General features: G+C 63.0%; 7 protein-coding genes and 1 pseudogene. All 8 read left to right on the top strand.

Annotation, left to right across the window (positions count from 1 at the left end):
* Positions 1-32: 32 nt before the first annotated feature.
* Positions 33-1190, top strand: coding sequence for a LysM peptidoglycan-binding domain-containing protein (locus GPA21_RS20845; RefSeq protein ID WP_246261772.1), 1158 nt, complete (start codon positions 33-35; stop codon positions 1188-1190).
* Between the two features lie 64 nt (positions 1191-1254).
* Positions 1255-2358 (top strand): DNA-processing protein DprA, encoded by a 1104-nt coding sequence (gene dprA, locus GPA21_RS05250; protein WP_168987162.1) that lies wholly within the window; start codon positions 1255-1257, stop codon positions 2356-2358.
* 16 nt (positions 2359-2374) lie between these two features.
* Positions 2375-2835: pseudogene (locus GPA21_RS05245) on the top strand (Smg family protein).
* 212 nt (positions 2836-3047) lie between these two features.
* Complete coding sequence (locus GPA21_RS05240) at positions 3048-5585, top strand: DNA topoisomerase III (protein WP_168987161.1); 2538 nt, start codon at positions 3048-3050, stop codon at positions 5583-5585.
* A 211-nt stretch (positions 5586-5796) separates the two neighbouring features.
* A complete protein-coding gene (locus GPA21_RS05235; RefSeq protein ID WP_168987160.1) occupies positions 5797-6561 on the top strand; it encodes a Crp/Fnr family transcriptional regulator in 765 nt (254 codons plus the stop codon).
* A gap of 262 nt (positions 6562-6823) precedes the next feature.
* Complete coding sequence (locus GPA21_RS05230; protein WP_339379827.1) at positions 6824-8092, top strand: MFS transporter; 1269 nt, start codon at positions 6824-6826, stop codon at positions 8090-8092.
* Positions 8093-8131: 39 nt separating this feature from the next.
* A complete protein-coding gene (locus GPA21_RS05225; RefSeq protein ID WP_211163427.1) occupies positions 8132-9790 on the top strand; it encodes an MFS transporter in 1659 nt (552 codons plus the stop codon).
* Between the two features lie 65 nt (positions 9791-9855).
* Positions 9856-13473 (top strand): nitrate reductase subunit alpha (locus GPA21_RS05220; protein ID WP_168987159.1); only part of this gene is annotated, 3618 nt, incomplete at its 3' end.

The raw sequence follows: 13473 nt of genomic DNA, 5'->3' as shown, positions 1-13473 counted from the left end.
TTTTTCCGGTCTGCTCCATTCGGAAGCGAGCAATGATCCGCATTATATTCCCTATACTGTTCGCCGCACTGACCCTGATCAGCATGCCGGCACTGGCGCAACCGGTGGAGATCGCCGACGACGCCCCCGATACCTACACCGTGGTCCGTGGGGATACGCTGTGGGGAATCTCCGGCCGCTTCCTCAAGCAGCCCTGGCGCTGGCCGGAAGTCTGGCGCCTGAACCGCGACCAGATTCGTAATCCGCACCTGATCTATCCCGGCCAGGTCATCATGCTTGACCGCAGCGGGCCTTATCTGACCATCGGACGCCGAATCGGCGGCGACCAGCGACTGTCGCCACAGGTCTATCACGAAGCCCTGGATGCCGCCATCAGCAGCATTCCCTTGCGCGATATCGAACCCTTCCTCACCCGCCCGCTGGTCGTCGACGAAGCCATGCTCGCAGGTGCCGGCACGATTGTCGCCACCGAAGAGCAGCGGGTATTCATGGGCAATGGCGACACCGTGTTCGCCAAGGACGTCCATGTTGAAGGCGGCACCCTCGAAGTATTCCGAAAGGCCAAACCGCTGATCGACCCCTTCACCAAGGAGTTGCTCGCCTTCGAGGCGCAGTATCTCGGCAGCGCCCGCGTGGTTGCGGCAGGGGAGCCGCCACCGCCCGAAGAAGATCTCACCCTGCCCCCGGGACAATGGCGCCATCCAACCGAGCTGGCACCGGGTGAGGAGCCGTGGATGCCTGAAGGCGCGGCCCAGCGTGATCGCGTCCGTTATGGCGGCGTGCCTGCCACGCTGGAAATCATCACCGCGATCGAGGAGATCGGCAGCGGCGATCGCGTACTCGCAAGCGAGCGGCCCCGCGTCTTCTCGCATGTGCCGCGGGCCCCCGAGCTGGATATCGACGGGCGCCTCATCGATATCTACCGCGGCGTCGAAGTCACCGGCCGGCATAACGTCATCACGCTCAACGTCGGCGCCCGCGACGGCGTCGAAACCGGCCATGTGCTCGCGCTGTACCGGAATCGCGGCGAAGTGACCTACAAGGAGGACGGCGTGCGCGAACGTTTCGACCTGCCGCAGAACCGCTACGGCCTGGTGTTCGTGTTCCGCGTCTTCGACAGAGTCGCCTACGGCCTGGTCATGGACTCCGACGGCCCCGTTCACATCGGCGACTTCGCTCGCAAGCCCTGACTCGCGCCTCACTCTCACGCGGCCGTCGCACACAGCGTCGGCCGCGATCACGTCCACCGTTTCCATGCATGATCTCGCCGACTGGCTGCGCCTGACCAGCACACCTGGGCTCGGTCCGACGACACAACGCGCGCTGCTGGCCGCGTTCGGTCTGCCGGAGCGCGTATTCGCAGCCGGACACAGCGCCGTAGCCGGAGTCGTCGGACGCGAAGCTGCGCTGTTACTCGACACCCCGCTCGACGACCAACGGCTGGACCACACCCTCACCTGGCTCGAAACCCCGGGCAATCACATCGTCACCCTCGCCGACCCGGCTTACCCAAAGTCTCTGCTCGAGATCGCCGACCCACCTGTCCTGCTCTATGTGACCGGAAATCCTTCGGTCCTGGCCACCCCCGCACTCGCCATCGTGGGTGCGCGCTCGGCCACCCGCCAGGGCGAGGAGACCGCACAGGCATTCTCACGCGCCCTCGCCGAAGCGGGACTTACAATCGTCAGCGGCCTTGCCTTGGGCATCGACGCCGCCGCTCACCAAGGTGCGCTGGCAGCGAAACCGGGGCTGACCATCGCAGTGACCGGCACCGGCGCCGACCGGGTCTACCCGGCGCGCCATCGCAAGCTGGCCCATGCGATCGCCGAGCACGGTGCAATCGTCAGCGAGTACCCACTGGGCACGCCTCCGCTGCCGCACAACTTCCCGCGACGCAACCGCCTGATCGCTGGATTGAGCGCCGGGGTACTCGTCGTCGAAGCGGCGCTCAACAGCGGCTCACTGATCACCGCCAGGCTGGCGGCGGAGGGCGGTCGTGAAGTGTTCGCCATTCCCGGTTCGATCCACTCGCCGACTGCACGCGGATGTCACCGCCTCATCCGCGACGGCGCGAAGCTGGTCGAGACCGCAGCCGACGTTCTCGACGAGTTGCGCTGGTCCCGCAATCGACAACAGGATGCGCCCCGGGCTGCCGGTCAAACCACACTGTCAGAACTTGCCGATGACGACCCGCAGACCGCCGCCGTACTGGTTCAAATTGGCTTCGATCCCGTGGACATCGACACACTCGCGACACGTTCCGGCTTGACGGTGGATGCGCTCTACGCCATCCTGACCCCACTGGAACTCGCCGGCCGAATCGCCCGAATGCCGGGTGGCCGCTTCCAGCGCATCTGAAACAACCCGGTCCGATATGTTCGATATTCTCGTCTACCTCTTCGAAAACTATGTCCGCGCGGAGGCCTGTCCGGCAGCCGAGCACCTTGCGCGCAAGCTCTCCGCGGCAGGTTTCGAAGATGAGGAAATCTCCGAGGCACTGGAGTGGCTTGACGGCCTGCGCGGGTTCGCGGCCTCCAGTCCCATGGTGCGCGCGCCGAGTCCGTCCGCTGCTACGTGCCCGAGGAGACTGCACGCCTCGATGTCCATTGCCGCGGCTTCCTCGCGTTTCTGGAAAGCGCCGGCGTGCTCGACCCGCTCACCCGCGAACTGGTCATCGAGCGGGCCCTGGCTCTCGACGGTTTCGGGATCAATCTGCACCGGATCAAGGTCATCGTGCTGATGGTCATGTGGCAGCAGGATCGCGCCATCGACACATTGATTCTCGACGAGCTGCTCACCGGCGAGGAGGACGAGGATTACCTCGTTCTGCAGTAACGCTCACCGCCAACGCTTGCCAGAGGCGCGGCGCGCTCTTTATCATGCGCCGCAGACAGGGCGGTGAGTCGCAGCAGCAGCATCGATAACGGCCACTCTGAGGATCAGCGGCACGCGCTGCCGGCTTCACACTCAGGCTAGTGGCCCTCCACCATTTGGGCCGGAAACAACAGCGGCATCCAGAACGGGCGCCAAGAGGTCACCCCACAGCCATGAGCAAGCAACTGATCATCGCGGAAAAACCTTCGGTCGCACAGGACATCGCCCGCGCGCTCGGTGGATTCACCAAGCAGAAGGACTACTTCGAGTCCGACGACTACGTGCTTTCATCCGCGGTCGGTCACCTGCTCGAGCTCGCCGTGCCGGAAGAGTTCGAAGTCAAGCGCGGCAAATGGACTTTCGCCCATCTGCCGGTGATTCCTCCTCACTTCACGCTCAAGCCGATCGAAAAGAGCCACGAGCGGCTCAAGCTGCTTACCCGGCTGATCAAGCGCAAGGACGTTGAAGGGCTCATCAACGCGTGCGACGCGGGCCGCGAGGGCGAGCTGATCTTCAACTTCATCGTCGAACATTCCAAGACGAAGAAGCCGGTGAGCCGTTTGTGGCTGCAGTCGATGACACCTGCCGCGATTCGTGACGGCTTCGCCCAGCTCAAGAGCGCCGAGGAGGTCGAGGGTCTGCGTTCGGCCGCGGTGTGCCGTGCCGAGAGCGACTGGCTGATCGGCATCAACGGCACCCGGGCGATGACCGCCTTCAACTCCAAGACCGGCGGCTTCCACCTCACCACGGTGGGTCGGGTGCAGACGCCCACCCTGGCCATCGTGGTCGAGCGCGAGGAGCGCATTCGCAAGTTCAAGCCCCGGGACTACTGGGAGCTCGAAGCCGACTTCGCCTGCAAGGCTGGCAACTATCCGGGGCGCTGGTTCGACGAATCGTTCAGGAAGAAGGACGGTGACGAGCACGCCACCGCATTCCGTATCTGGGAACGAGCCAAGGCCGAAGAGATTCTCGCTCGCTGCGCAGGCCAGGCCGGCACGGTCACCGAAGAATCCAAGCCCTCCACGCAGCTCTCGCCGCTGCTGTTCGATCTGACCAGCCTGCAGCGCGAGGCCAACGGCCGCTTCGGTTTCTCCGCACGCGCCACCTTGCAGATCGCGCAGGCGCTGTACGAGCGGCACAAGGTGCTGACCTACCCGCGTACCGACGCCCGCGCTTTGCCCGAGGACTACATCGGCACGGTCAAGGATGTCATCCGCGATCTGCCGGACAGTTACGCGCCATTTGCCAACGAGATCGTCAAGCAGGGCTGGGTCAAGCCGAATAAGCGCATCTTCAACAACGCGAAGATCTCGGATCACTTCGCGATCATCCCCACCGGCACGGTGCCCAAGAGCCTCTCCGAACCGGAGCAGAAGATCTACGATCTGGTTACCCGCCGTTTTCTGGCGGTGTTCTACCCGGCCGCGGAATACCGGATCACCACCCGCATCACCCGGGTCGCCGGCGAAGCCTTCAAGACCGAAGGCAAGGTGCTGGTCAATCCAGGCTGGCTCTCGATCTACGGGAAGGAAGCCGCCGCCAGCGAAGACAAGGACGGCAAGGACGTCGGCGCCCAGCTCGTGGCGGTAGAACCGAACGAAACCGTCGGCACCGAAGACATCGAACTCAAATCCCTGCAGACGAAACCACCCGCCCGCTTCAACGAAGCGACATTGCTGTCGGCCATGGAAGGTGCGGGCAAGATGGTGGATGATGAAGAGTTGCGCGCGGCAATGGCCGATCGCGGGCTCGGCACGCCGGCCACCCGGGCGCAAATCATCGAAGGCCTGATCACCGAACAATACCTGCATCGCGAAGGTCGCGAGCTGATCCCATCGGCCAAGGCCTTCTCGCTGATTACGCTGCTCAAGGGCCTGGGTGTCGATTCGCTGACTTCGCCGGAGCTCACCGGCGAGTGGGAGCACAAGCTCGCACGCATGCAGCACGGCGAATTGTCGCGGCCAGTGTTCATGCAGGAAATCGCCAAGATGGCGAGCGACATGGTCGAGAAGGCCAAGCGCTACGAATCCGACACCGTGCCCGGCGATTTTGTCACGCTTGCCACACCCTGCCCGAAGTGCGGCGGCACCGTGAAGGAGAACTACAAGAAGTTCGCCTGCCAGAAGTGTGACTGGAGTGCCTGGAAGATCGTCGCCGGACGTCAGTTCGAGATCGAAGAGATCGAGACGCTGCTGCGCACCGGCCGGGTGGGTCCGCTCACCGGCTTCCGCAGCAAGATGGGCCGGCTGTTCAATGCCGAGATCCGCCTCAACGACGACAAGCAACCGGAATTCGATTTCGGCCAGCCCAAGGAGGGCGAGGGTGAAGCCGAGGCGGTGGACTTCTCTGGCCAGGAGAGCCTGGGCGCCTGCCCGAAATGCGGTGCCGGTGTTTTCGAGCACGGCCTTTCCTATGTCTGCGAAAAGAGCGTGGGCGCAGGCAAGAGCTGCGACTTCCGCTCGGGCAAGATCATTCTCCAGCAGCCAATCGAACGCGAGCAGATGGTGAAACTGCTCAGCGACGGCAAGACCGAACTACTCAAGGGCTTCGTGTCGGCCCGTACACGCCGCAAGTTTTCCGCCTTTCTGGTGCGGGGCAAGGACGGCAAGGTCGGCTTCGAGTTCGAGCCACGCAAACCCAAGCAGGCTGACAAGTCCGCCTCCCCCTCCCGCTCCGCTGGAAAAACCCGCTCGGCACCTACCGAGAGCTGAATAGCACCTCACGCTACCCTCACGATCCGGTCGGCGACGCCTGCATACCCAGGGCGATCGCTCCGGCGCCCGTGCACTTCCAGGCACGAAAGCCTGGCGTCAATGCGCAAAATTGACTTGGGTTCAAGTTTTTGTCGCCCGGGTGGGTTATAGACATCCAATCACTCCATTCACTTCTGGAAGTGCCCGGGCAGGCAACAGAGGGATCAGCATGAGTAGCAGCGAAGTCGCGGCCAACGAGAATGTCGAGGCCGATACCCATAGTTCGTACCAGATCGAAGAGCGGGACGAGCAAGCCATTCTGGGCTTGCTCAAAGACATACCGCTGCTTGAAGACACTTCTGCGGACTCACTCAGGCGGCTTGCCGCGGCGAGCGAGGTCCGTACGTACCCTGCCGGCGGCTCGGTTTTCGAACGCGGCTCCCAACCGACCGGACTCTACTTCGTCGTCGACGGCTGTGTGAAGCTGGTCGTGAGTGGCCCCGACTACCGGAAGCGGGTCGTCGAACTGTTCCACAAGGGACGGATGTTCGGTGAAATCGGCGTATTCAGTAGTCTGGCTTTCCGAACCTGGACCGAGGCAACCACCGCGACAACCCTGATTCATGTCGATCAGGCTGCCTTTCTCGACGTGATCGCGATCGACCATGCGCTGACCCGACGCATGCTGGTGACCGTGACGGCACGAATCCAGCATCTGATCGATGCCATCGGCGCAACCTCCCACCACAGCGCCGACGCACGGATCGCGGCGTACATCTTCGAGCTCGCGGAAAGCGACAAGACCGACACCGAGCATGAGTTCAAGGTCACGCTGCCCACGACCAAGACAACGATCGCGTCCCTGCTCAACCTGAGCCAGGAGAGTCTGTCGCGCGCATTGGGTCGAATGCGCAATACGGAATTGCTGCACGTACATGGCCGTCGGCTCCACGTGCGCGACCCGCGTCGCCTGCGGGAACTGGCCGGGCGCTGAGCGGACGGCCGGTCTCAAAAGAGTCCTGCCGCGTTCATCCGGCCCACGCGACAGTTCGTTCGCGCTTGCGGGTCGCCTCGCCGTTCGCGCGCCTGCGAACGGCGATCACTTCATCGAAGCACAATAGTTCTCAAGTACTAGTTCTCGAGGATGAGGACTAGCGCCTGGCTCATGCTTCCGGCGAATTGGCACGTGTTTGTCGCCCCAATATGCTGCAGGTCAACTTCAGCAGTGTGTTCGACAGACACGAGGACGACCAAAAGTGACAGTCGCCAGGCGCACCCAGCAGCTTTCCGTGCTGATCATGAGCACCACGGCGTTCACGATGTGTTTCGCCGCCTGGATGTTGTTCGCTGTAATCGGTATTCCCATCAAGGAACTGCTCGCACTCAACGAAACGCAGTTCGGCCTGCTGATCGCCACCCCCGTGCTGACCGGCTCTTTGGTGCGTCTGCCACTGGGCATCTGGACTGATCGCTTTGGCGGCCGAGTCGTGTTCTTTGCGCTGATGCTGGCGACCGTCCCCCCGATCTTCCTGATCTCCTACGCGACCGAATACTGGCAGTTCCTGCTCGCGGGTCTGTTCGTCGGCCTGGCGGGCGGCTCATTCTCGGTGGGCATCGCCTACTGCGCCCGCTGGTTCGAACGCGACCAGCAGGGATTCGCGATGGGGGTATTCGGAGCGGGAAACTCGGGCGCGGCCGTAACCAAGCTGGTTGCACCCATCCTGCTCGTGACTTTTGGCTGGCAGTTCGTGCCCATGGTTTTTGCCGGCGCCATGCTGATCACTGCCATCGCATTCTGGTTCTTCACCTACGAAGATCCCGCCCACCGCATTTCCTCCGCAACGACGCTCGCGGACCAGCTCAAGGTGCTGCGCGACCCCCGGGTCTGGAAGTACTGCCAGTACTACTCCATCGTGTTCGGCGGCTACGTCGCTCTCGCGCTGTGGATGACGAAATACTACGTCGCGGAGTTTGGTCTGGGCATCGAAGTCGCGGCTTTGCTCGCGGTCTGTTTCTCGCTACCGGGAGGCGTTTTGCGCGCGGTCGGCGGGTGGCTCTCCGACCGACACGGTGCGCACAAGGTGACCTGGTGGGTGATGTGGGTGTCCTGGATTTGTCTGTTCCTGCTCTCCTACCCACACACCGAGTTCACCGTCATGACCGTGGATGGTCCGAGAAGCTTCGAGATCCATCACAACGTCTGGTTCTTCACCTTCCTGATGTTCATCGTCGGGGTGGCCTGGGCCTTCGGCAAAGCCTCTGTCTTCAAGTACATCGCCAACGATTTCCCGAAGGAGATCGGCGCGGTCTCGGGCGTGGTCGGCCTGGCCGGCGGTCTCGGCGGTTTCCTGCTACCGATCATGTTCGGCGCCCTGCTCGATCTGACTGGTGTGCGCTCCAGCGCATTCATGCTGCTTTACGGCATCACCTGGGTCTCGCTCGTCTGGATGTACTGGACCGAGGTGCGCACTCGCGACGTGTTGCATGACGAAGCGGACGAGGCAAAGCCCGAGCCGGCGCACTGACCCACACCCAATTTGATACTAGCCGGAGAACCAGAACCTATGATCAGCTCCAACGAAGCCACCCGCATGACCCGGCAGAGTGGCGTGGACATCGAACACTGGGATCCCGAGAACGAGACCTTCTGGAAGCGCGAGGGCTCGCGCATCGCGAATCGCAACCTGTGGATCTCGATTCCCAGCCTGCTGTGCGGCTTCGCCGTGTGGTTGATGTGGGGCATCATCACGGTGCAGATGGCGAACGCCGGCTTTCCGTTCTCGCCCGAGGAGTTGTTCTCCATCGCCGCGATCTCGGGCCTCGCCGGCGCGACCCTGCGCATCCCGGCTTCGTTCTTCATCCGCATCTGCGGTGGACGCAATACGGTGTGGCTGACCACCGCCTTGCTGATGATTCCGGCTGCCGGCACCGGGTTCGCACTGCAAAGCACCGCCACACCGCTGTGGGTATTCCAGTTGCTCGCCCTGCTTTCCGGCATCGGCGGCGGCAACTTCGCCTGCTCGATGTCCAATATCAGCACCTTCTTTCCCAAGAGCAAGCAGGGAACGGCGCTGGGCCTGAACGCCGGTCTCGGCAATTTCGGCGTCACGACGTCGCAGCTGCTCATCCCGGCGGTGATGACCGTGGGCGTATTCGGACTCATTGCCGGCGACCCGATCCCGCTCGTCCGCGACTCCGCGACCCTGATTGGCCGCATCGAGGCCGGCACCCCGACGTGGGTACAGAATGCTGGCTTCGTATGGCTGGCCCTGCTGGTACCGCTGGCCGTGATCGGCTGGTTCGGGCTCAACAATCTCAAGACGGTGTCACCCAATATTGGCTCCACCGCCACCGCCTTCGGCCGCATCCTGTTGTTCTATGGCGTCGCACTCGTCGTTTCGGCGATCGGCCTCTACCTCTATCTTCCGGCGCCGACGGGTCTTGGGATTCTGTCCGGAAACGGCATGTGGCTGGTACCACCGCTGGTAATCGTGGGCACCCTGTTCGCCATGAAAGCGGTCGCCACCGGCGAAATGAAGACCAACCTCAACAAACAGTTTGCGATCTTCAGCAACAAGCATACGTGGTCGATGACCGCGCTGTACGTGGTCACTTTCGGCTCCTTCATCGGCTTTTCGATGGCACTGCCATTGTCGATCACGGTGATCTTCGGCGATCAGCACATCTTTGATCCAGTCACCGAAACCTGGACCCACATCAAGAATCCGAATGCGCCATCCGCGCTGATGTACGCGTGGATCGGTCCGTTCGTTGGCGCACTGATCCGTCCGCTCGGCGGCTGGATGTCCGACAAGCTTGGCGGGTCGATCGTCACGCAGTGGATTTCGATCGTGCTCGTCGTGGCGTCGGCGGTGACCGGCTACGTCATGCATCTGGCGTATCAATCGGCCACGCCCGAGCAATACTTCTTCGTATTCATGGCGCTCTTCATCGTTCTGTTCGCCGCCTCCGGAATCGGCAACGGCTCGACCTTTCGCACCGTGGGCTATGTCTTCGACCAGAACCAGCGCGGACCGGTACTGGGCTGGACTTCGGCAGTGGGTGGCTACGGCTCCTTCATCGCCCCGGTGGTGATCGGCGCGCAGATACGTGCGGGCACCCCGGAGTACGCGATGTATGGCTTCGCTGCGTTCTATGCAGTCTGCCTGATCCTGAACTGGTGGTTCTACCTCCGCAAGCACGCCTACATCAAGAACCCCTGAATCCCGACCGGCGTGCGCTCGCCGCGTCGCCGACGTAACGAACGATGAACTGAGAGGAGCAAACCATGAGTCATTTTCTTGACCGCCTGCGTTTCTTCGACAAGGTGAAGGACACCTTTTCGAACGGACACGGCATCGTCACCAACGAGGACCGCAACTGGGAAGACGCCTACCGCAACCGCTGGCGCCACGACAAGGTGGTGCGCTCCACTCATGGTGTGAACTGCACCGGCGGCTGCTCCTGGAAGATCTTCGTCAAGAACGGGCTGGTCTCCTTCGAGATGCAGCAGACCGACTACCCCCGCACTCGTGAGGATCTGCCCAACCACGAACCCCGCGGCTGCCAGCGCGGCGCCTCGTTCTCGTGGTATCTGTACTCGCCGCACCGCATCAAGTATCCGATGATCCGCGGTCGCCTGCTCGAGGTCTATCGTGCCGAACGGCGCAATGGCAAGGATCCGGTCGAAGCCTGGGAGGCCATCCAGAAGGACCCGGCCAAGCGCGAGAAGTATGTTCATGTGCGCGGCCTCGGCGGTTTCGTGCGCACGAGCTGGGACGAGGTCACCGAGATCATCGCCGCCGCCAACGTCTATACCATCAAGAAGTGGGGCCCGGACCGCATCTACGGTTTCTCGCCGATTCCGGCGATGTCCATGATCTCCTACGCCGCCGGGAGCCGCTATCTGTCGCTCATCGGTGGTGCCTGTGGCTCCTTCTACGACTGGTATTGCGATCTGCCGGCCGCGAGCCCGCAGACCTGGGGCGAACAGACCGACGTGCCCGAGGCCGCCGACTGGTACAACTCCACCTACCTGATCATCACCGGCGCCAACCTGCCGATGACCCGCACGCCGGACGCCCACTTCGCCACCGAGGTGCGATACAAGGGCGCGAAGATCGTTTCGATGGCACCGGACTACGCGGAATACGTCAAGTTCGCCGACCTGTGGATGCCGGTCAAGCAGGGCACCGACGCCGCCGCCTTCCTCGCCATGGGGCACGTCGCGCTCAAGGAATTCTACGTCGAGAAGCAGGATCCCTACTTCCAGGAATACGCGCGCAAGTACACCGATCTGCCGATGCAGGTTCTGTTGCGCGAGCACGAGGGTGGCTATGTGTCCGATCGCAACCTGCGCGCGTCGGATTTCGACAACAACCTCGGCGAGAGCAACAACCCCGACTGGAAAACCATCGTCTTCGACAGGAAGAGCGGCCGCTTCATCGCGCCCAACGGTTCCATCGGCTTCCGCTGGGGCGAAGAAGGCAAGTGGAACCTGCTCGAAAAGGGCGGCGCCGATCAGGCCGAGACCGAGGCCGAACTGAGCTGCATCGACGGTCGCGACGAGGTCGTGTCGGTCGGCTTCCCGCATTTCGTGCCGGGCGAGCCCGCACTGCTCTACCGTAACGTACCGGCCCGACGCATCAGGCTTGCCAACGGCGAAGAGGCGCTGGTGACCTCGGTGTTCGACATGCTGCTCGCACAGTACGGCATCGACCGCGGTCTGGGCGGCGACAACGTCGCCAAGTCCTACGACGACGACAGCGTCGCCTACACCCCCGCCTGGGCTGCCAAACAGACCGGCGTCAAGGCGGCCGATCTCGAGCGCACCGGGCGCGAATTCGCGGACAACGCCTCGAAGACGCGCGGCAGGTCGATGATCATCATGGGTGCCGCGATCAACCACTGGTACCACAACGACATGCAGTACCGGTCGATCATGAACCTGCTGCACATGTGCGGCTGCGTCGGCCAGACCGGCGGCGGCTGGGCGCATTACGTGGGTCAGGAGAAACTGCGTCCGCAGGCCGGCTGGGCCCCGATCGCCTTCGCGCTCGACTGGCAGCGTCCGCCGCGCCACATGAACTCGACCTCTTACTGGTACTTCCACACCGACCAGTGGCGTTACGAGACCATCGACGCCGACGCGCTGCTGTCGCCAGCCGGACGCAACCGCAACAAGGGTCTGTCACTGGCCGACTACAACGTCAAGGCGGTTCGCATGGGCTGGCTGCCGTCGGCGCCGCACTTCAACCGCAACCCGATCGAACTCGCCGCCGAGGCTGAAAAGGCGGGGGCGACCGACGAGGCCGGTGTGTCGAACTATGTCGTCGAACAGCTCAAGTCCGGCAAGCTCGACGTCGCCTTCGCCGACCCGGACGCCGAGGAGAACTGGCCGCGCAACCTGATCGTGTGGCGCGCGAACCTGATCGGCACCTCGGCCAAGGGTCACGAGTACTTCCTCAAGCATCTCCTCGGCGCGCAGAACGGCGTCATGCAGGAAGGTGGCGCGGGCAACAACTGCAAGGAAGTGAAATGGCACGAGAACGGCCCGACCGGCAAGCTCGATCTGATGGTGGACATCAACTTCCGCCTCAACTCCACCGGCGCCTACTCCGACATCATCCTGCCGACCGCGACCTGGTACGAGAAGAACGACCTCAACACCACCGACATGCATCCGTTCATCCACCCGCTGGGTGAAGCGGTGACGCCGGGTTGGGAGTCAAAGTCCGACTGGCAGATCTTCAAGACACTGGCCAAGACCTTTACCGGCCTCGCCGCCAAACATCTCGGCACCCGCAAGGACATCGTCGCGCTACCGATGCAGCACGACTCGCCAATGGAGCTGGCCACGCCGATGGGCGAGGGCAAGGACTGGAAACACGGCGAATGCGAACCGATCCCCGGCAAGACCATGCCGATGCTCAAGCTCGTCGAGCGCGACTACGCGCAGATCTACAACAAGTACATCGGCCTCGGCCCGCTGATGGTCAAGCTCGGCAACAACGTGAAGGGCCTGGACTGGAACACCGAGCAAGAGTACGAAGAGCTCAAGAAGTGCAACTACCCGGTGCAGGTCGAGGGCGTATCCAAGGGCATGCCGTCGCTCGAGGAAGACATCTATGTCTGCGACTCGGTGATGCGCATGGCGCCGGAGACCAACGGCGAGGTAGCCCACAAGTCGTGGAGCGCGCTGTCGAAGAAGACCGGCATCGATCACCATCACCTCTATGCGGGTCGCCACGAGGACAAGATCACCTTCCGCGACATCGTCGCCCAGCCGCGCAAGATCATCACCGCGCCGACCTGGTCCGGCATCGAGTCGGAGACCGTGTCCTACACCGCCGGCTACACCAACATCCATGAGCACATCCCGTTCCGCACGCTGACCGGTCGGGCGCACTTCTACCAGGATCACGAGTGGTTCCTGGATTTCGGCGAGGGCCTGTGCACCTACAAGCCGCCGGTCGACCTGAAGGCGCACGAGATCATCCCGGACAGCGTGCGGCGCAAACCGCACCTCACGCTGTCGTGGATCACGCCGCACTCCAAGTGGGGCATCCACTCGAGCTACCAGGACAACCTGCGCATGCTCAACCTGTTCCGCGGCGGCCCGTACATCTGGATGTCGGAGGAAGAGGCCGCGACCATCGGCATCAAGGACAACGACTGGGTCGAGGCGATCAACGCCAACGGCGCCACGGTGGCCCGCGCGGTGGTCTCGCAACGGGTGCCCCGCGGCATGGCACTGATGTACCACGCTCAGGAGAAGAACGTGAACGTGCCCGGCTCCAACACCACCGGCAAGCGCGGCGGCATCCTGAACTCGGTCACCCGGGTCATCGTCAAGCCGACCAACATGGTCGGTGGCTACGCCCAGCTCTCCTACAGCTTCAACTAC

The organism is Azoarcus taiwanensis (genome assembly GCF_012910885.1).
GTDB classification, from domain to species: Bacteria; Pseudomonadota; Gammaproteobacteria; order Burkholderiales; family Rhodocyclaceae; genus Azoarcus_F; species Azoarcus_F taiwanensis.
This window is presented reverse-complemented; position numbering and strand designations above follow the sequence as displayed.